Below are 19,868 nucleotides of genomic sequence, written 5' to 3' on the forward strand. Positions count from 1 at the left end.
TGCCGAGGCGATCTTCAAGAGCACGTAACTGATGACTGAGCGTAGGTTGCGAAATATTGCAGGATTGTGCCGCGCGTCCGAAGTGACGCAGTTCGGCAACTGCCAGGAAATACTCAAGCTGTCGGACCGTAGGCATGCGACCTCCGATAGAAGCATTCTATCAATTAGTCGCCGATCTTTCGATTGGACGCAACGGGCTGGCCTCGGCAATGTGCTGGGGCAAGGCAGAAGAGGATGCCCCGCCGACGGTCGATTTCCCACAGTTCACGCTCGTCCCCCTCGCTGAACTGCCCGACTGTCCCTTGATGCCTTGCCGGGGCGACGCACCGCCAGTCCGCGTCGCCCCACGAGTTTCGCAACGGGCCTTGCGCGATCAACCCGGCGCAAGGCGCGCCACTGCCGACCTGGCCCGCCCCCGGAAGCGGCAAGCCGTCGGCAGCGGAGCACTGGCGGCGCATTGTGACGACCCTGGCAGGATGCGCCGCCAGACAATTCAGGGCTATCCCGCCCAGACCGAGAGGTCATTTGCCATGCTGAAGATATTGGCCGCGATTGCAGTAACGACCGGAACGCCCCAACCACTGGACGCCCATCACGCCTACCGCTTGCCTGAAACCTCGGCCCCTCGGTCAGTCACGCCGGATCGGCGCTGCTCAAGCACGCGCGAGGTCACGGTCTGCGCGAAGCGAGGCGATGGCATACGTCTGGTCGGAACTGGCGCAGAGGTCGTGCCGCCGCTTCACCAGGCGCAGCTGCGAATCGCACCATCGCGTTGTGCCAACCCGGTCGAAAACGGATTGCGCTGCATCCGTCCCGAAGTGTTCGCGCGCCTGAACCTCGACGACTAATACCAAGGTCACGCTCCGCGTTCGAGCGCTGCGATGATGTGCTGGGCCAGCAAGTGCGCCGTGTCCGAAAGGCCGGGCGCCTCGAGCAAGGCGATCTCGGTTTCGTAAAGCGGCGGCAAGCCAGCGTCATCTCCCGCTGTCGCAAGGCCGGCAGGCACCATCTCCAACGGCAGTACGGTAATCCCGAGGCCCGCGCGCACCGCCGAGAGGCTACCTGCCAAGCTGGTCGATGTATAAGCCACGCGCCACTCGCGCCCCATCGCATCCAGCGCCTCGGTGGCGCGCTTGCGATAGACGCAGGGTTCCGGCGAAACCACCAGCGGCACCCTTGCGAAGTCTGCCGCGGATTGCCGATCCCGCGCGACCCAGACCAGTGGCTCGCGCCAGACCCGGACGCCGTCCTGCACGGCTTGCGTCGGCTGGCGCTTCACCAGGACCAGGTCAAAGTTTCCTGCGTGAAAGCGCTCGAGCAGGTTGAGGGTCAGGTCGCAGGTAACTTCAAGCTCGACCAGCGGGTGCGCCTCGGTGAATGCGGCAAGAACTGAAGGCAGATGAGCCGTGGCAAAATCCTCGGGCACACCGATGCGAACCGACCCGGCGATGTCCGGCTCGAACATCTGGGCCAAGGTTGCATCGTTGAGCCGCAGGATCTGACGGGCCGGACCGATCAGCCGCTCGCCCTCAGGCGTGATTGAAAGGTGCCTGGGGCTGCGCAGGAACAGCGCGCGCCCCACTTGTTCCTCAAGGCGCTTCAGCTGGAGGGATATCGCAGACTGCGTCCGGCCGAGCCTCTCCCCGGCGCGGGTAAAGCTTCCCGTATCGGCAATCGTCACGAAGCAGCGCAATAGGTCGATGTCGAGATTTCGCAGGGCCATCACATGCCTTTATCATTGACGTTTGAAATCTTCAATATTTCATAAATTCGTTTCTAAAATCATCGAACGTGCTGCACCTGCGAAGCGAAGGAGGCACACGATGAACCCGACAACCATGACTGCACCTGCCATCAAGAGCGGCCCGGCGTTTCGCCTCAAGCCTGCCGATTGGCCTGTCTTCGGACTGGGCGCCCTGTTGGCCGCAACCATCGCCACCGGCCATGCCTCGCTCACCACGCCGGGCGTTGCCCTCTCGGGACTCGGCATCCTGATCGCCGTCGTCGTTCTTGCCTTCTCCCGCCGACAACTGCGCGCGGACCGGCGCAGTGATTCCTTCGCACGCCTCGCGACGAGCCTCGCCATCGCGACCGTGTTGCTGGGCGTGACCACCGACGCCATGCTGCTCGCTGCCGCCTGGATCGTCTCGGGCCGTCTCATGGCAGGATTGATCGGCCATGTCGGCGAATGGAGCGAAGCCCGCGATGCCGCGCGCCGCGCCACCATTGCCTTCACCATTGGCGACGTGGCGCTGATCGGCGCAGTGGCCTTGCTTTCGATCGCCGCGGGATCGAGCAATATCCTCTCGATAAAGTCATCAGCCGCAGGGTCCTCCTCGCTCCCGACAACCGCCGCTGCCTTTCTCCTGGTCGTCGCCGCTCTGGCCCGCTGCGCCATTCCGCCCTTCTCGAACTGGCTGATGCGCTCGCTGGCAGCGCCAACCCCGGTGTCCGCCTTGATGCATGCCGGCTTCGTCAATGCCGGTGGGTTCCTGCTCATCCAGTTTGCGCCGATCCTCGAAACATCGCTGCAAGCGCGTTACGCGCTCTTTGCCTCCGGCGTCGTCGCGGCATTGGTCGGCAGTGCCATCATGCTCGTGCGCGCCGACGTGAAGGGATCTCTCGCAGCATCGACCATCGCGCAGATGGGCTTCATGCTGCTCACCGTCGCGCTCGGCGCCTACGCTGCGGCCCTTTGGCACATGGTCGCTCACGGACTGTTCAAGGCCTGGCTGTTCCTGGGTTCGGCCGGTACCATCTCCACCAGGACGACACGTTCCAAGGGTCTTGCCCAGCCGTGGCCTGCGCTCATCGCGCTCGCGACGATCATCGGTGCGATCTTCCTGATCGAAGCGCGCCGGGCTGATGCACTCCTGCCGGTCTGCCTTGCCCTGACCGCGCTGCTCAGCGCCATGGCAGTTGCCGTGCGGTCCCTGCCGCGTGGTCCAATGGGCGCGGTCGTAGCCCTGATGCCGATTGCCCTGATTGCCCTCAACGCTGCGGTGCTTGTCCTCATGACCGCACTCCAGCCCGACGCCGCCCAGCCTTTGCTTTCGCCTTTCGGGCAGCTTGGCATTCTCTCGCTGTTTCTGGCCGGATGGGTCTGGCAGCAACGCATCGTGAGCGGCGAACAGGCCCTGCCTCCCTCCCTCTTCGCGCGCCTGCTTCACGCCGGCAACGCCCTCACCACTTCCAAACCCACCGCCACCCCCGCCATCGCGAAGGACTGAAGCCATGAACATTGCTACCGCGTCACTCGCACCCGATACCGGCGTTCCAGCCAGCCTTCAGGAAGAACGGCGCGAACTCCAGGCCCTGGTGGATATCGCCAGTCAGACTGTTGCCCCGCTCTGGCCGCTGGACAGCGCCATCGCCGTCAATCCGCTGTCGGGTTTCGAAGACCTCCCGTTCGAAGACGCCCTGCCGCAAGCTGCCGAGCTGTTCGGTGCCCGCCCCTCCCTCTCCCTGATGCAGTGGCGCGCGCTCAAGGCAGAAGGCCGCATCGAAGACATCGCTTTCCGCAAGGCCGTGGTCACGGCGCTTGGCGGTCTCGAGCCCGCATTCGCGCCGCTCGGCCCCGATCTCAACGCCTATAACCTTCTGGTGGCGCGCCTTGTCGAGCTGCCAGCAGACGACACCCCGGTTGCCAGGCGCGAACTCACCACGCCGATCGCCGTGCTTGCGCGGTACCTCGCGGCCTTCTTCGACCGCAACGCCACGCTCACCCTGCCCGGTCGCCAGCACGGCCTGTACAGCAGCGTCAGCGCCGCGCTTCGGCACGATCCGGGCCTTGTCCGGGCCGGCGACGAAACTGCCGCGCACTGGCTTGCGAATGCACCTGCCGACCCTCTCGAGATGCTGCTCTTTGCCGCCCGCCGCGATGGCGTCTCGCGCGACCGGCGTTTAGGTTGGCTGCGCGGCCTCGTCGCCGCCTTGCCGGGTTGGGCCGCGCACTTGCGCTGGCGTAGCGAGCATGGCGGCCCCGCAGCGAGTGCATCCGCCCCGGCCTCGATGATCGAACTGATGGCTCTCGTCGCGCTCGTTGAAGGCAGCGTCCGCAGCGGTCCCAGGGCGCTCGCGGAACCTTCCCGCCAGCACGCCCATGTCTGCCGGACGCTGCTTGCCCATTTCGGCCTTGATATGGAAGCGTCCGCCATCTGGTCGCCCGCCGCGCGGGACAGCCTCAACCGGATCGCCGCGATGTCGCTGGCCGAACTGGGCCTGATCTTCCAGCAGGCGGCAGAGGCCAGCTTCCTCGGCACGATCGCCCCCCAGCTCGAAGGCGCTTCGGCCAGGCTGACCGCAAAGGTCAAGGCTCCGGCGGCGGAAGCCCAGGCCGTGTTCTGCATCGATGTCCGCTCCGAACCCATGCGCCGGGCGCTGGAAGCGCAGGGTCGCTATGAAACGGTGGGCTATGCCGGCTTCTTCGGATTGCCGATCGCCATCTCTCCGGCCTGCGATGCACCGGAACGCAATCAGCTGCCGGTCCTGCTTTCGCCCTCTCACGTCGTAGCCGAACGCGCTGCGCAAGGGCAGGAGGCCGAGGCGAACGCCCTGCTGGCGCGTCATGCCGCCCTCGCTGATGCCCGCGCCATGCTGGACACGAACAAGAGCGGCGCCACAGGCTTTGCGACGGCGGAAGCCGCTGGTCCGCTGGCAGCGGTGGCCCTGCTCGCACGCACGCTTGCCCCCGCCTGACTGATGCCTTCCGCAGACGGCTGGTGGGCGAGCGGGGACACGTCCTCACGCCCGCCGCCTGCAACGATCATGGCCATGGCCACGGCACCAACGCGATCCCGCTGGAACAGCGCATCGCCTACGCCCGCACCATGTTCTCGTTGACCGGGCTTTCGCCCGATACCGCGCGCCTCGTTGCGCTTGTTGGCCACGGCGGTTGCACCACCAACAATGCCTTCGCGGCAAGTCTCGATTGCGGCGCTTGCGGCGGCCATCCCGGCGGCCCGAACGCACGGCTCATGGCTGCCATTCTCAACGATGGTCAGGTCCGCGCAGGCCTTACCGATCAAGGCATTGCCATTCCGGACGACAGCTGGTTCATCGCCGCGCAGCATGACACCACCCGCGACGTGGTCGAGATCTTCGATCGCCAGCTCGTGCCGGCAAGCCACGCGGCGGATCTCGCCAGGTTCGAGCAGGCCCTGCAGAGCGCCGGTGCGCAGTGCCTCAAAGAGCGCGCCGCCCGCCTCGGCCGCTCTGCCGACGACCTGCTGACCGGCGCCATGCATTGGGGCGAAGTGCGCCCGGAATGGGGCCTGTCCGGCAACGCCGCCTTCATCGTCGGCCCGCGCGCGCTGACGGCGGAAATCGACCTTGGCGGCAACGCCTTTCTTCACAGCTATGACTGGACAAGGGACAAGGACGGCAGCGCTCTGGCCGGCATCATGACCGCGCCGATGATCGTCGCCCAGTGGATCAATTGCCAGTACCTGTTCTCGACCATCGACAACGAGGTATTCGGCGCGGGCGACAAGACGACGCAGAATGTGGTCGGGGGCTTTGGCGTCGTGCAGGGCAGCGGCGGCGATCTCTGTGTCGGCCTGCCCCGGCAGTCGCTGTTCCATGACGATGGCACGCCCTACCACACCCCGCGCCGCCTCGCAGTCGTCATCGAAGCGCCGCTCCAGCGAGTCCAGGATATCGTCCTGGCGCACGATGTGGTTGGCCGACTGGTCGAGAACGGCTGGATCAATCTTGTCGTCATCGATCCGTGGAAGCACAAGGCCCACCACTGGGTCCGCGGCGAATGGACGTCTCGGCCCTGCTGATCGGCTGCTGCTGAAAACTTGATGAAAACCCATGACACCGCCCGCCTCTGCTCCTAGGGGCGGGCGCCATGAGGGGCCTGCGCACATTCCTGCTGCATAATCGCCATCTGGCAGTGCTGCTGGTCGCGCTGGCGCTCGCCATGAAGGCCGTGATCCCGCAAGGCTACATGGTCAGCGGCACCTCGCGCGCGATTACCATTCTGGTCTGTGCCGACAGCACCGGTGCGCGCTCGTCCGTTCAGGTCACCGTCCCGCAAGGCGCGAAGGAAACCGCCGCCAAGGATCACAAGCCCTGCACTTTCGCTGGCCACGGTGCCGCTCTTCTGGGCGGAGCCGATCCGATCCAGCTCGCCCTTGCGCTGGCATTCGTGCTGGCGCTGGGCTTTCTCGCCATCGCGATGCCGCGCCTTGCGCCATCGCGCCGCATCCTGCCGCCCCCGTGCGGCCCGCCCTCGGAAATCGCCACCTCGATAGCCTGACCGAACCGGTCACTCTGCCCGCCGTCTGAACCCAGACGCGATCGAAAGCGTTCTCCGCATGACTACCCGCATACTTGCCGTGGCCCCGCTGGCCATGGCCTTCTCGCTCGCCACTCCTGCCCACGCCGAAGACGCTGCCGCCGAAGGCGCGGCGATCATCGTCATCGGCCAGAACGATGCCTCCCTCGCCGAACAACAGGCCACGCAGACCCCAGGCGGCACCGATGTCGTCACCTACGAAGACTTCGCCGACCGCACCGTGGTCTCCCTGCGCGATGCGCTGGCCTTTTCGCCCGGCGTCTACGCACAGCCGCGCTTCGGGCAGGAGGTCCGCATTTCCATCCGCGGATCGGGCCTTTCACGCAGCTTCCACATGCGCGGACTGACGCTGCTTCAGGACGGTGTGCCGATAAATCTCGCCGACGACAACGGCGATTTCCAGGAGCTTGAGCCGATCTTCCTCGATCATCTCGAGGTCTATCGCGGCGCCAATGCTCTCCGCTTCGGTTCGGGAACCCTGGGCGGCGCAATCAATGGCGTCACGCCGCGCGGCGACAAGGCGCATGGGCTGTACGCCCGCGTCGATGGCGGCTCGTTCGGCCTTGCGCGCGGCCTCGTTTCCGCAGGCTTCGGCGATAGCGCGGCAAACGCCTGGGCCGGAATCAGCGCCGAACGCCACGATGGTGACCGTCAGCACGCCAATCGCCGGTCGCTGCGCTTCAATGGCAACGTCGGTCTGGCTCTGGCCGAAAACCTCAGCACCCGCTTCTACGTCACCGCCAACCATATCCGGCAAGAACTGCCCGGCGCACTCTCCCTCGTCGATGCCCTGGCCACGCCGCAGAAGGGCAACTTTACTGGCGATCAGGAACGCAACATCGATTCCCTGCGCCTGCAGAACCGCACCGCCATCAGCCTCGGAACCCTGCAGCTCACCTTTGGCGGCTTCTACAACATCAAGCAGCTCGATCACCCGATCTTCATGGTGATCGACCAGAAGTCGGACGATCGCGGCCTCTTCGCCCGTGCCGAATGGGAGGCGGGAATCGTTTCGCTCACTTTGGGCGGCGAATCCCGGTGGGGCACGACCCGCGCCCGCCAGTTCATCAACAACGGCGGCAAGCGCGGCGCGCTCACCTTCCGCGCACTGCAGCGCGCGCGCACGTCCACTGCCTATGGCGAACTGCGGGTCTCCCCCGCAGAGAGCCTGACGCTGATTGCCGGGGCATCTATGCCAACGGCGCGCGTCGACAGGACCGCGAACTGCCGTCCACGGTGACAGGCAACGCTGCCTTCGATGCCTTCTCCCCCGCTTCGGTGCCCTGTGGACTCCGGCCGCCGGGGTTCAGGTCTATGCCAACTACAGCCGCTCGGCCGAGTTTCCGACCTTTGTTGAGCTCGCCCAGCAAGCCGCGTTCGTCCCTGTGCGCCCACAGCGCGCCTGGACGGCAGAACTGGGAACTCGTGGCCGCCTGGGCACCCTGGAATGGGACATATCGCTCTATCGCGCCGACCTTACCGGCGAGATGCTGCAATACACACCGGATGCCAACGTCGGCATTCCCGCCGCCACGTTCAACGCAGGGCGCACGCGCCATCAGGGCGTCGAGGCCGGTCTCTCATGGCAGCCGGCTGATTGGCTGCGCCTTCGCCAGATCTGGCAATATTCGGACTTCCGCTTCCGCGGCGATATCCAGTTTGCGAACAACCGCCTCCCCGTCGTGCCACGCCATGTCCTGCGCAGCGAAGTCCGGCTGGGCAGCGATGCCCTGCATATCGCACCCAGCCTGGAATGGGTGCCGCAAGGCGCCTTTGCGGACTATCGCAATACCGTGCGCGCGCCGGGCTATGCCTTGATAGGCCTCAGCGCGGGAGCCTCGGTCAGCAAGGATATCGACCTCTTCGCCGATCTGCGCAACATCACCAGCAAGAAGGCCGTGGGCGACATCGCCGCCGTCATCACCGCCACTGGCACCTCGGCAATCTACTATCCGGTTGAGCGCCGGGCGATCTATGCCGGCCTGCGCGCCAGGTTCTGACATCTTGAACGAAGCGTGGTGGCGGCAGACAAAGCTGCCGTCACTACGCTTGCTCGATCTTCATCCCCGCACCCCATTGACCTTGCCGGCGAATCCGCGCAATAGCGCCCCACCTCGCAAGAGGGGCGCTTAGCTCAGTTGGTAGAGCATCTCGTTTACACCGAGAGGGTCGGCGGTTCGAGCCCGTCAGCGCCCACCATTTCCTCCCAGCCCATGCTCCCCCGGTCTATGCTCCCGATGCGACAGTCCGTGCGTCTGCGTGCTGTGCAAGCGAGGCGATTGCCGGTATCGTCCGCTGCATGGTCCGGCGCGCTCTCATCGCCCTATCGCTGACCGCCACGCTTGCCGGGTGCATCGGTTCGCCCGACCAGCCGGTGCGCAAGCCGTCGCGCGGAAGCACTGGGGCTTCGCTCAGCCAGTCCCCGCAGACGCGGGCGTGCCTTGCCAATCTTGGCGCCGCGCAAGCGCGTTTCACCCCGCTCTCTGATCAATATTACGGCGCGGGCTGCTCGACCCTTGGCACCGTTCGGCTTGAATCCCTGCAGGCCGACAATGGCCTGCTCAACGTCACCAATCTTGGTCCCGTCTCCTGCCCGGCAGCCACCGCGCTGCAAGGTTGGGCGCGTTTCGGCGTTGACCGCGCTGCGCGCCAGATCCTCGGCAGCCCGCTGCAACGGATCGAGACGATGGGCAGCTATTCCTGCCGCAACGTCGCGGGCACCAGCCGCCTGTCAGCCCACGCAACTGCCAATGCGATCGACATAGCGGCCTTCCGCCTTGCCGACGGCCGGCGGATCAGCATCGTCAACGACTGGAATTCGCAGTCACCCCAGGTCCGCGCATTTCTCCGCACGATCCGCGACAGCGCCTGCAAGCGCTTCGGCACCGTTCTGACCCCGGATTACAACGCCGCCCACCGCGATCATCTGCATCTTGAGCCGGGCGGCCTCAAATCCTTCTGCCGCTAGGGTCCTGACCCTAGATCGCCGACCCGCATAAGCAAAGGGCGGAGGTTGCCCCCCGCCCTTCGCGTTCCGGTCAATCGTGCCAAGTTGCGTCAGGCGGCGACGTCGTCCAGTCCGGTCGCCTCGATCCGCAGGCGGACCGCTTCGGCGGCATGGCGGGCGCCAAGCTTGCCCATCATCTTCATGCGATGGATTTCCACGGTGCGCGGGCTGATGTCGAGCTCGCGCGCGATCGCCTTGTTGCTCTGCCCTTCGGCAAGGCGATCGAGGACTTCACGTTCACGCAGGGAAAGGCGGGCAATGCGCTGACGCGCTTCGGCGGCACGGGCGCGCTGGGCGCGGTAGGCTTCGGCTTCGCGGCTGGCGCGGGCGACGGCTTCATTCAGGGGGCCGATCTGCGTCGGCATGGCGAGATAATCAAGCGCACCGGCCTTGATGGCACGGACGACCGCGGCAGTCTGCGGCGGTTCGGCGATTGCGATGACCGGCAGCCAGTGGCCCGCCTGCATCATCACCGAAATGAGCCGCGGGATGCCTTCTCCCACCGGCTCATCCTGGGCCAGGACAAGGCCGCCGGAAGGCGCATGCGCCAGCAGCTCCTCGGCATTGGCGTATATCTCGGCGTGATGGCCGGCAGCGAAAGCAAGCCGGGCCAATTGCGCCCTACGAGCGGAATCCCCATCGAGGATATGAAGTGTGACACGATCAACCATGACGCTCATTAAGCGCCTGATTTTTTGACTTTGCCACTTGGGTTAGCTTCGTAATGAACCAGAACTGACGTTCATCGGCCTGCTATAAAGGTTTTTCCTTAGGATGAACGCTTCCGGAACGGACCATTTAGGGCGAGGTTAACCAAAAAATGTGATGCAGGACACAAAATTCGCCGGTTTTTCGCAAGCAGTTCCATCACTTATGAGCATCTTGAAAAGCCGACATTAACCAGGAACGCCTCGTTTCGAATCGATATTCTCGAATCAGTTTTTTCGTATCGCTGTTCCGGAATCAGCCCTCGTCCGCTTTGAACGTGTAGTCCGGCAGCGAATGGAAGGCCTGGCGCAGTGCCTCGCTCCAGCTCGACGAGATCGATTTGAAGTAAGGATCGCTCGCCAGAATTCGGCGCTGGTGCAGCGGCTCGAAGCGGTCACGCTCCATCACCAGCAGGTCGAACGGCAGCCCGACCGAAAGATTGGCGGCCACCGTCGAGTCGAACGAGACCATCAGCAGCTTCACCGCATCCTCGAAGCTCATCGTTCGGTCATAGCCGCGCAGCAGGATCGGGCGGCCGTACTTGGTCTCCCCGATCTGGAAGAACGGCGTATCGAAGCTGGCCTCGATGAAGTTGCCCTCCGGATAGATCATGAACAGCCGCGGCTCCATGTCCTGGATCTGCCCGGCCACGATCATCGATGCCGTGAAGCGCGGCCCCTCCGACTTCATCCCGTTGTCCTGCCGCCCCTCGATCACGTTGCGCAGGAGATTGCCGACAAGCGTCGCCACCTGAAACATGGTCGGCGCTTCGAGGATCGAAGGCCGCCGATCGCTTGGCGCCTTGTTGCGCTCCTCAAGCTGCGAGATGACGGCCTGCGTCGTCGCCAGGTTGCCGGCGGTCATGATCGTGATCTGGCGTTCGCCCGGCACGGACCAATGATGCATTTTCCGGAACACGGATATGTTGTCGACGCCCGAATTGGTCCGGGTGTCGCTCATCATCACCAGGCCCTTGTCGAGGATCATCCCCACGCAATACGTCATCGCCTTGCCCCGATCTTGCCCTGTCCCAGCCTAATGCCTGTCCAAGCCTAATGCCTGTCTCGGCCTAATAACGTGTGGTCTATTGTTCCACACGCTGCTGTTCCACGGCAAGCTTCACATGCATCGTCTCGTCCAGCGCACCGTATCTAATACCGGTGATGGGGCTGCATCCTGATAGTCGCGACCGGTCGCCACGCGGACATAGCGGGCATCGGGGCTGATGCCGTTGGACACGTCAAAGCCGACCCAGCCCAGCCCTTCGACATGCGCCTCCGCCCAGGCGTGGCCGGCGTCCTGCTCGATCCGGTCATTCATCATCAGGTAACCACTGACATAGCGCGCCGGTATCCCCAGCGACCGCGCCGCGCCGATGAACACGTGCGCATGATCCTGGCACACGCCCCGTCCCGCCGCGAGCGCACTCTCGGCCGTCGTCTCGGCATTGGTGTGCCCGGTCGAATAGGCCACCCGCTCGCGGATCAGCGCGGAGAGGGCATGCAGCGTGGCAAGCGTGTTCCCCTCCTGCGACAACGCCGAAACCAGCGAGCGGATGCGGGGGCCAACCTTGGTCAGGTCGGTCGGCTCGAGAAATTGCCACATCGGCACGAAGCCCGAATGCTTGCCCATGATCCCGGCTTCATCGTTGGTGGCCACAAGGCCTTCGCAACGAATCGTCACTTCCTGCACGCCCGGATCGAACGAGATCAACGCCACATGATTGCAATGGGCATCATCGTATTCGCACTGCAGCTGCGCCCCTTCGAACGACATCCGCCATTCAAGCACGCGCTGCCCGGCAGAAGTCTTGGGCTTCAACCGCAGCCTCTGCAGGCCCCGGCTGACCGGTCCCGTGAACACGTAATGCGTGGTATGATCGATGGCGAGGCGCATGGAACCCTAGTCGATGAAGCGATAATCGCGCTGGATCTGCATCGCCAGCGTGGTGTTGTTGCGAATGAACGTGCCGATGAACTCGTGCAGGCCCTGCTCGAAGATCGCATCGATCGTCGCCTGATGGAATTGGCAATCGGCATCGCGCAGGATTTCATGGCAGTGCATCTCACTGCCATACTCCCGCGCCAGGCTCGCGAGGTTTGATCGCAGCTTGGAATAACAGAATGCCAGGCTGCGCGGGAAACGTCCGTCGAGGATCAGGAACTCGGCAATGCCGCGCGGGTCCATCCGCCCGGCATTGAGCCAGCGATAGGCCCGCTCGCCCGCCACAGAGCGCAGCACGTTTTCCCACTGCACATTGTCGAGGCTCGACCCGACATAGGATATCGAGGGCAGCAGCACATAGTATTTCACGTCGAGGATGCGCGCGGTGTTGTCCGCCCGCTCGATGAAGCTGCCTAGCCGCGCGAAGTTGTAGATCTCGTTGCGCAGCATGGTGCCTTCCATGGCCCCGCGCACTTGCGTCGACTGCCGCCGGACAAGATCGAGCACATCGCCCAGCCGCGTCTCCGTGACCGGTCGCGCCAGCGCTTCCTTGAGCTTCATCCAGCCGTCGTTGACCGATTCCCACACTTCGCGCGTAATGCCGCCTCGCACCATGCGCGCGTTGGTCCGGGCCATCTCGGTCATTGCCAGCACGCTGCCGGGATTGTCCTTGTCGCGCAGGATGTAGTTGAACACGTGGCTGCCGGTGTACTCGGGGCCGTATCGCGCTTCGTAGCCCGGCCGCAGCCCCAGCGTCACGATCAGCGAGCGCCACTCGTCCGAAGCATCGGAAGCGTCGCGGGTCAGCGCCATGCGGAACCCCGCCTCGATCAGGCGCGAGATGTTCTCCGCGCGCTCGAGGTAGCGGAACAGCCAGAAAATGCCGTTTGCGGATCTACCTAACATCAGTCGTCCAGTACCCAGCTGTCCTTGGTCCCGCCGCCTTGCGACGAATTGACCACCAGCGAACCCTTCTTCAGCGCCACCCGCGTCAGGCCGCCCGGCGTGATGTCGATGCCGTTGGGGCTGACCAGCACGAACGGTCGCAAGTCGACATGGCGCGGCGCCAGCCCGGCCTTGGTCAGGATCGGCACGGTCGAGAGCGAAAGCGTCGGCTGCGCGATGTAGTTCTCGGGCTTGGCGCGCAGCTTGGCCTCGAACGCGGCCAGTTCCTTGCGCGAAGAGGTCGGCCCGATCAGCATGCCATAGCCGCCCGAACCGTGCACTTCCTTGACCACCAGCTCGGCCAGATTGTCGAGCACGTACTTCAGCGATTCCGGCTCGGCACAGCGCCAGGTCGGCACGTTCTGCAGGATCGGCTTCTCGCCGGTGTAGAACTCGACGATCTCGGGCATGAACGAATAGATTGCCTTGTCGTCGCAGATCCCCGTCCCCGGCGCATTGGCAATCGTGATCCCGCCCGCGCGATAGACGTCCATGATGCCCGATACGCCCAGCACGGAATTGGGATTGAACGTCAGCGGATCGAGATATTCGTCATCCACCCGGCGATAGAGCACGTCGATCGGCTCGTATCCGCAAGTGGTCCGCATCGCGATGCGCCCGTTTTCCACGCGCAAGTCGCTACCCTCGACCAGTTCCGCACCCATCTGGTCGGCAAGAAATGCGTGCTCGAAGTAGGCGGAATTGTAGATCCCCGGCGTCAGCACTGCCACCACCGGCTTCTTGCCGTCGCACGCGGGCGGCGCGCAGGCCGCAAGGCTGCGGGCAAGGCGGCGCGGATAGTCCGAAACCTCGCGCACCCGCACGCGGGTGAACAGTTCCGGGAACATCGCCATCATCGTCTCGCGGTTCTCCAGCATGTAGGAGACCCCGGACGGAGTGCGGGCATTGTCCTCCAGCACCATGAAATCGTCCTCGCCGGTACGGACAAGGTCGATGCCGACGATGTGGGTATAGACCCCGCCGGGCGGCGTGAAGCCGACCATCTCGGGCAGGAACGCCACATTGCCCTTGAGCAGGCGCGCCGGAAGCCTGCCCGACCGCACGATCTCCTGCCGGTGATACAGGTCATGCAGAAATGCGTTGAGCGCCCGCACCCGCTGCTCGATCCCGCGCGACAGCTTGCGCCATTGCTGCGCGGTGATGATCCGCGGCACCATGTCGAAGGGAATGAGGCGCTCTTCCGCGTCCTCGTTGCCATAGACGTTGAAAGTGATCCCGGTGCGACGGAAGAAGGCCTCGGCCTCGCTGCCCTTGCGCCTCAAAAGGTCCGGCGGCTGCTCGTCATACCACTGGCAATATCCAGCGTAGGCTGACCGTACCGATCCATCGGCGTTGAGCATCTCGTCATACGACGAGGGCGAGGTTGTTTTCATAGGCTCATCCCGTCTGAGCCCCAAGCTTGCACAACGAATCCGCTTTGCCAAGCGCGCCAATGCTGCACTGCGAAATAAAGTTGCTGGGCACTGGCTGCAGCAATGAGGCGAAGAATCCGGCAAGCAATTCCGCTTGCTTCGGCGCGCGTGGAATGAGACTTAATCGCTCAACTAAAAGTTCGGGAGAACGGCGATGCCACAGGTCCACAAGCGCACCTGCCACATCTGCGAAGCCAACTGCGGCGTGCTGGTCGAGGTCGATGCAGGCAAGGTCCTTTCGATCAAGGGCGATCCCGACAACCCATTGTCGCGCGGGCATATCTGTCCCAAGGGCACTGCCCTGCAAGACCTGCAGGAAGACCCTGACCGCTTGCGCAAACCCTTGAAGCGCATCGGGGCGGACTGGCACGAAATCAGCTTCGAACAGGCCTTTGCCGAGATCGGTGAAAAGACCCGCGCCATCCTTGCCCGCGATCCCGGCAGCACTGCGGTCTACGTCGGCAACCCAAACGCGCACTCCTATGGCAACGCGCTCAACATCGGCTTTCTGGAAAAGGCGCTGCGCACGCGGAACAAGTTCTCGGCCAGCACGGTCGACCAGATGCCGCATCAGGTCGCCAATCTGCGCCTGTGGGGCCACGCCAGCATGTTCCCCATTCCCGACGCGGACCGCACGCAGACGCTGGTCATTCTCGGCGGCAATCCGATGGCGTCGAACGGTTCGCTGTGGACTGTCCCCGATTTCCGCAATCGCATGAGGGACTTGCGAGCCCGTGGTGGCCAACTGGTCGTCATCGACCCGCGCCAGACCGAGACCGCGAAGATCGCTGACAGGCACCTGTTCATCCGACCGGCCACCGACGTCTTCTTTCTGATCGCGCTGTTGCAAGCGGTCATGGCGCGCAAGCCACACCGCCCGGTGCAGGATTTCGTCACCGGTCTCGACGAGATCGGCACCCTGCTGCAACGCTTCGATAGCGAGGCCTGCGCCACGGCCTGCGGCATCCCCTTGCCTGAAATCGAGCGCCTGGCTGACCGCTTCGCCGCCGGCCCCGCAGCGCTCTACGGGCGCATGGGTGTGGCGACGCAGCCACATGGAACACTGAACGCCTGGCTTATCTCATTGATTAACATAGCGTCCGGCCAGCTCGATCGCGAGGGCGGCTGGGTGTTCGGGCGGCCAGCGGTGGACACCGTCAGCGTCCTCCCGCCCGGCTCGATCGGCAAGCACACCTCGCGCGTCTCCGGCCACCGCTCGGTCCTCGGCGAGTTTCCCGCCGCCGCCATGGCCGAGGAGATCGAGACACCGGGCGAAGGCCAGATCAAGGCCCTGTTCGTTGTTGCCGGAAACCCCGTCCTGTCCACGCCCAATGGCTCCCGCCTCGCCAAGGCCTTGGATTCGCTGGACTTGATGGTCTCCATCGACATCTACCGCAACGCCACCAGCGCCCACGCCCACTACATCCTGCCCCCTTCCGGCCCGCTGGAGCGCGACCACTACGGCCTGTTCCTCCTGCCCATGGCCGCGCGCACCATTGCGGTCTATTCGCCCCCCACCCTGCCGCAGGCCGAAGGAAGCTTGCACGATTGGGAAATCCTGCGCGGCCTCGCCAGCGCGATCAGCGGGGAACCGGTGCAGGCCCCGACCCCGCGCGAGGCGCTTGACGGACTTCTCCAAAGCGGACCCTACGGCCTCACTCTTCAACAAGTGGAGGATGCTTCCTCGGGCATCGATCTGGGTCCACCGCCCACCGAACAGTTGCCCGCTCGCCTGCGCTCTGCCTCGAAGAGTGTGGCCTGTGCCATACCAGAGTTCATGGTTTGCCTCGGAGAGTTGGAAATCCCCGAAAATGATGATTCCGTTAGTTCTCTGAGACTTGTCGGAAGACGCCACTTGCGCACCAACAACTCCTGGCTCGCCAACAGTCACCGCCTCATCAAGGGCCCGGATCGCTGCACCGTGATGATCCACCCGGCCGATGCCGAACAGCGCGGCATCACCGACGGCGCAACCGTAAGCGTCCGCTCAAGTGCCGGAGAAATAAGGCTTTCCGCCGAAGTCACCGAGGACATGATGCCCGGCACCGTCTCCATCCCCCATGGCTGGGGCCACGCCCTCCCCGGCGTCGCCATGGCCAATGCCCTCGGCAAACCCGGCGTCAGCGTCAACGACATCACCCTGAACGAAGTCGACCCGCTATCGGGCAACGCAGCGCTGAGCGGGATCGCAGTGGAGGTGGAGGCGGCCTAGAAAGTCGCCACCAGTCGCTTCAACATCGCCGCCACATCAGGATGCGCGGCGAAGCCGAGGTGCGTGCAACGCATTGGAATCGCAAGATCTCGCTCGCCCTTGCGACCACAGGCGGAGCGGGGTGCGATAATGCCGTCGCGGGGGCTCCACAGGGCGATGGTGGGCACCGGCGGCTTGGCCGCCATGTCCTGCCCGATCGGCGGTTCGTCCACGGAATGTCCGGCGATCAACTGGTAGGCGCGCCAGGCGTTGTTGGCGCGGCGGTCTCCGGAAAAGGGCGTGCCCATGGTTACGACCAGCCGCACGGCTTCGGGATGGCGCTTGGCCACCTCACGCGCGAACAGGCCGCCAAGGCTCCAGCCGACCAGCACCAGCGGCTCGCCTTCCTTGCGCGCCATCGCCACGACACGCTCGCACAAGCGTTCGAAGCGGTCCTCGGTCGGGCCGAAGTTGAAGCCGAGGCCCCAGTCGCTGACGCGATGTCCGGCAGCTTCCAGCGCAAGGCGGAGCGGCTTCATGCGCACGGGGTGCGTGCCGAAGCCCGGCAGCAGCATGACGGCGCGCGGTTGCGCGGCGGGTTCGTTCGGCACCAGGTCCTGTCGGGACGCCTGCCAATGCTCCACCGGCGTGCGCAATTCGCCAAGCAGCGCCTGCCATTTCGGGCCACGAGCGGCAGCCGGACGCGGCTGGAATGCCAGCGCGCCGCGCCTGGCGATTTCGTTGCGCAACACCGCAAGACGGGCAGCTGTCTGCCTGATTCCCGCCGTCCGCTCTTGAAGGTTGAACATCATTGCCATTGCCTGCGCGCTATCGGCCTAACCGCGGGTGAACGCCAGCATTTGGCAATTGTTTCAAATTCGCGTCAAGAATCGACACCCGGCGCAAATCACCCCTCGATCACGCGGCTTTGGGGATGGTGCTTGTCGAGATGCTTGCGCAGGATCCTGAGATTGCGCGAGTTCGAGCGAAAGAACAAGTCGAAGGCATCGCCCACCAGCGGCACGGCGCCGAGCGCTGTATCGAACGCAACATTCGCGCCCATGCGCCACAGCTTCCATTTCGGCAGGCCAAGGTTGCGCGCTTCCCATACGATATAAGCGCCCATCGCGGCGGTCAGCACGTCACCCAGAATCGGGACAAGACCCGCAATTGCATCCAGGCCCACATCGCGGCGGATGCCGGGGATGGTGAAGCTGCGTTCGAGCACGCGCTCAAGCATTTCGATACGCTGGCGCACCGCGGCGGGATCGTTGCCGATGCCCGGCAATTCCGGGCGAATGCGCTGGGGACGGGTGGCAGAAACGGAGTGGTCCATGCCCTTTATCTGGGAAGCCATGCCATCGGCGGCAAGGGATGCCATCCCCACGGATTCGCCGCAAAGCCCGACGTGCCGCTGCGAACCATCGACCAGCGCAAGGGCCGGGCAATCGGGATGAAACCGTTGGCCGCAGTGATTTCAGCCTCGGCCTCGGCCAGCAAGGCCGCACGCGCGGCCGGATCGACCGACTTGCGGGCCTCGATCACGCGCTCGTCTCCGACGGGGCTGCACACCGCCTTTTGCACGGTGCATGACAGCTGGTTGAGGAACCACGTGGCCCGGCCATAGCGCGCGGCGATGTCAACCAGGCGCAAGTCTGCCCGGTCCCGCTCACCCACGCGCCGGATCGACAGGCCGATGCGAGCAAAATCGCTTTGCAACTGGTCAAAGACCCGTCCCGAGCCAGGCCCCGACGGCATGGCGACGTTGAGCGTCGGGATGCTTCTGCCGGCACCTTTCCAGGCAGAAACACGGGCGGCCGCCTGGCTTTGACGTTCCTCGACGGACATGCCCTGCCAGCGTTCGCCAATCGTGCCGAGATCGTCCTCGACATCGGGCGAGACGACGCGGGTGGTACCCTGCCAGCCGCCGATATTGAACCGGCCAATCACCGCCTCGCGGTCGATCGCCATGGCCAGCGCCTCGCGATTGGCAGAAGCGCCGAGAAAACCCTGGGTGCTATCGACCATCAGGCCGAACAGGCCGATGACCGGATCAAGCTGGACGTTGCCTCGGGTTAGCCCGATCGAGCCGGCGAGAGGCAGCGTATCGATCCGCCCACCGAGCAGGACATCGGCATAGCCGTCATTGAAGAGAGCCACGGCCTTGTCAGGCGAGGCGAACGTCAGCGCAAGCTTGCGTGCGCGCCGGCCGAAGTCGGGCTGCTTGGGCAAGCCCCGCTGTTCGGGCGGGATGAGCGCAAAGGTGCTGGCGCCTTCCTCGTCCTGCCCCTTCGTCATTGGTCCGGTGCCCTTGCCCTGCCAAAGCAGCGCCATTTCAGGCTGGGCCAGCAGGATCAGCAATTCAGGAACGGGCGCTGACAGGTCAATCTCGATCACGCGATCGGCCATCACGCGCACTTCGTCGATCGCGGCGAGATCAAGCCCCAGCGCCCTGCCTTTCAACCCGGCAATGGTCTTGCGCAGGGCAGCGGCGGCGGCATCGGCGGTAATGCGCTTGCCATCGGGCCAGGTGCCGTCGCGCAGGCGGAAAATGTAGCTCTGCCCGTTGTCGGTAACGATCCAGCGGTCCGCCAGCGCTGGCACGACGCGGCCCTGCTCGTCAAAGCCGACAAGGCCTTCGTGCGTGGCAGAACGCAGGAGTTGCGCGGCAGGCGAAAGGCGCTGTCCGGACTCCTTAAGTGCCGAGGCGCTGCCCATCACGGCGATTTCAAGGGTGCCTTCCCGCGACTTTCCGCAAGCGCCAAGCGCAAGGGCCAAGGCAGTAATGACAGCGTAGCGCAGGATCATGGCGTCAGCCTAAGGCAGCAGCGCGCCAGCGTCCAGCAGGTCAGATCTTGCGCAATGGCCCCGTCTGGGTCGCGATCGGAACTTTCACGAAACGCGGTGTCGAAGGCCCGTTGCCAACGGGAGCACGAGCGAGTTTGGGATCGACTTCCTCGACAAAGGCAATGCCGAAACGGTTGTCCTGGATCCAGGCGACAACCCCTTCGACCCAACCGATGTTGCGCAGGTTCACCTGGACCGGCGTTCCGCGCAGCACCTTCATCTCGCCTTCGGCCATCATGCCGCCTGCGGAAAGATTGCGAACCTTGACGCGGTGTTCAGCCTCGCTGCCCGAAAGGCGCACCTCGGCCATCAGGAAAAGGCTGTCGCGCCCCAGTTGCCGATGGTCGATGTCTGTCACCAAAGGTCCTGTCTTCCTTCGAGAAAACCCACGCTTGTGAACCCATGTGGGTCCGCACGCACCGAACTAGTCAAAATTCGTAGAACTTTCCTAAACGTCGAGGGTAAACAAGAAGTTGCTGCCGCCCTTTG

The 19,868-nt window shown here is 64.5% G+C and carries 17 protein-coding genes, 1 tRNA gene and 2 pseudogenes; 9 read left to right on the forward strand and 11 right to left on the reverse strand.

The genetic code is table 11. The features are described from left to right. Positions 1 to 7: 7 nt before the first annotated feature. A pseudogene (locus tag C7W88_RS23305) lies at positions 8 to 136 on the reverse strand (LysR family transcriptional regulator); the annotation flags it as partial. Between C7W88_RS23305 and C7W88_RS22470 the strand changes: the two are divergent. Continuing rightward, positions 135 to 848, forward strand: coding sequence for a hypothetical protein (locus tag C7W88_RS22470; RefSeq protein ID WP_162895864.1), 714 nt, complete (start codon positions 135 to 137; stop codon positions 846 to 848). The pseudogene C7W88_RS23305 and the gene C7W88_RS22470 overlap by 2 nt on opposite strands. An 8-nt stretch (positions 849 to 856) precedes the next feature. Here the strand turns inward: C7W88_RS22470 and C7W88_RS01850 are convergent, their stop codons facing one another. Further along, positions 857 to 1,723: a LysR substrate-binding domain-containing protein gene (locus C7W88_RS01850; RefSeq protein ID WP_118072297.1), complete on the reverse strand. Its 867-nt coding sequence runs from the start codon at positions 1,721 to 1,723 to the stop codon at positions 857 to 859. Between the two features lie 100 nt (positions 1,724 to 1,823). On the opposite strand from C7W88_RS01850, the gene C7W88_RS01855 reads away from it, so the two are divergent. The 7 genes and pseudogenes from C7W88_RS01855 to C7W88_RS01885 all read left to right on the forward strand — a co-directional run bounded on the left by C7W88_RS01855 (position 1,824) and on the right by C7W88_RS01885 (position 9,272). Beyond that, positions 1,824 to 3,230, forward strand: coding sequence for a proton-conducting transporter membrane subunit (locus C7W88_RS01855; RefSeq protein WP_118072298.1), 1,407 nt, complete (start codon positions 1,824 to 1,826; stop codon positions 3,228 to 3,230). Between the two features lie 4 nt (positions 3,231 to 3,234). Beyond that, positions 3,235 to 4,698, forward strand: a complete 1,464-nt coding sequence (locus tag C7W88_RS24290; RefSeq protein WP_118072299.1) for a putative inorganic carbon transporter subunit DabA — start codon at positions 3,235 to 3,237, stop codon at positions 4,696 to 4,698. A gap of 23 nt (positions 4,699 to 4,721) precedes the next feature. After that, complete coding sequence (locus tag C7W88_RS24295; protein WP_162895865.1) at positions 4,722 to 5,786, forward strand: putative inorganic carbon transporter subunit DabA; 1,065 nt, start codon at positions 4,722 to 4,724, stop codon at positions 5,784 to 5,786. 68 nt (positions 5,787 to 5,854) lie between these two features. Beyond that, positions 5,855 to 6,265 (forward strand): hypothetical protein, encoded by a 411-nt coding sequence (locus C7W88_RS01870; RefSeq protein WP_118072301.1) that lies wholly within the window; start codon positions 5,855 to 5,857, stop codon positions 6,263 to 6,265. A 58-nt stretch (positions 6,266 to 6,323) separates the two neighbouring features. Continuing rightward, positions 6,324 to 8,304: pseudogene (locus C7W88_RS01875) on the forward strand (TonB-dependent receptor family protein). Between the two features lie 123 nt (positions 8,305 to 8,427). Beyond that, positions 8,428 to 8,503: transfer RNA gene (locus C7W88_RS01880), tRNA-Val, on the forward strand. 100 nt (positions 8,504 to 8,603) lie between these two features. Continuing rightward, positions 8,604 to 9,272 (forward strand): extensin family protein, encoded by a 669-nt coding sequence (locus C7W88_RS01885; protein ID WP_118072302.1) that lies wholly within the window; start codon positions 8,604 to 8,606, stop codon positions 9,270 to 9,272. A gap of 89 nt (positions 9,273 to 9,361) precedes the next feature. On the opposite strand, the gene C7W88_RS01890 is transcribed toward C7W88_RS01885, so the two are convergent. The 5 genes from C7W88_RS01890 to C7W88_RS01910 all read right to left on the reverse strand — a co-directional run bounded on the left by C7W88_RS01890 (position 9,362) and on the right by C7W88_RS01910 (position 14,302). Then, positions 9,362 to 9,982 (reverse strand): response regulator transcription factor, encoded by a 621-nt coding sequence (locus tag C7W88_RS01890; RefSeq protein ID WP_039332870.1) that lies wholly within the window; start codon positions 9,980 to 9,982, stop codon positions 9,362 to 9,364. A gap of 292 nt (positions 9,983 to 10,274) precedes the next feature. Then, the gene (locus C7W88_RS01895; protein ID WP_118072303.1) at positions 10,275 to 11,024 is read right to left on the reverse strand and encodes a proteasome-type protease; all 750 of its coding nucleotides are present in this window, start codon (positions 11,022 to 11,024) and stop codon (positions 10,275 to 10,277) included. A 114-nt stretch (positions 11,025 to 11,138) separates the two neighbouring features. After that, positions 11,139 to 11,915, reverse strand: a complete 777-nt coding sequence (locus tag C7W88_RS01900; RefSeq protein ID WP_370073169.1) for a transglutaminase domain-containing protein — start codon at positions 11,913 to 11,915, stop codon at positions 11,139 to 11,141. Between the two features lie 6 nt (positions 11,916 to 11,921). Further along, positions 11,922 to 12,869, reverse strand: a complete 948-nt coding sequence (locus tag C7W88_RS01905; RefSeq protein WP_118072304.1) for an alpha-E domain-containing protein — start codon at positions 12,867 to 12,869, stop codon at positions 11,922 to 11,924. After that, entirely contained in the window at positions 12,869 to 14,302 is a 1,434-nt protein-coding gene (locus C7W88_RS01910; protein WP_118072305.1) for a circularly permuted type 2 ATP-grasp protein, read from the reverse strand. Before C7W88_RS01910 ends, C7W88_RS01905 begins: the two co-directional genes overlap by 1 nt. Positions 14,303 to 14,495: 193 nt before the next feature. Here C7W88_RS01910 and C7W88_RS01915 point away from each other — a divergent pair, with 193 nt between their 5' ends. Continuing rightward, a complete protein-coding gene (locus tag C7W88_RS01915; protein ID WP_118072306.1) occupies positions 14,496 to 16,553 on the forward strand; it encodes a molybdopterin oxidoreductase family protein in 2,058 nt (685 codons plus the stop codon). On the opposite strand, the gene C7W88_RS01920 is transcribed toward C7W88_RS01915, so the two are convergent. From C7W88_RS01920 to C7W88_RS01935, 4 genes are all read right to left on the reverse strand, one after another. Next, positions 16,550 to 17,341 (reverse strand): triacylglycerol lipase, encoded by a 792-nt coding sequence (locus tag C7W88_RS01920; protein WP_118074507.1) that lies wholly within the window; start codon positions 17,339 to 17,341, stop codon positions 16,550 to 16,552. The genes C7W88_RS01915 and C7W88_RS01920 overlap by 4 nt on opposite strands. Before the next feature lie 98 nt (positions 17,342 to 17,439). Then, entirely contained in the window at positions 17,440 to 17,868 is a 429-nt protein-coding gene (locus C7W88_RS01925) for a DUF4112 domain-containing protein (RefSeq protein WP_118074508.1), read from the reverse strand. A 5-nt stretch (positions 17,869 to 17,873) separates the two neighbouring features. Next, a complete protein-coding gene (locus C7W88_RS01930; protein ID WP_118072307.1) occupies positions 17,874 to 19,340 on the reverse strand; it encodes an ABC transporter substrate-binding protein in 1,467 nt (488 codons plus the stop codon). Positions 19,341 to 19,380: 40 nt separating this feature from the next. Continuing rightward, positions 19,381 to 19,737 carry a PilZ domain-containing protein gene (locus C7W88_RS01935; protein ID WP_240344767.1) on the reverse strand — a complete coding sequence of 119 codons (357 nt, stop codon included), beginning with the start codon at positions 19,735 to 19,737 and terminating at the stop codon, positions 19,381 to 19,383. Between the last annotated feature and the right edge of the window lie 131 nt (positions 19,738 to 19,868).

Origin of the sequence: Novosphingobium sp. THN1 (assembly GCF_003454795.1) — a bacterium.
Lineage (GTDB): Bacteria > Pseudomonadota > Alphaproteobacteria > Sphingomonadales > Sphingomonadaceae > Novosphingobium.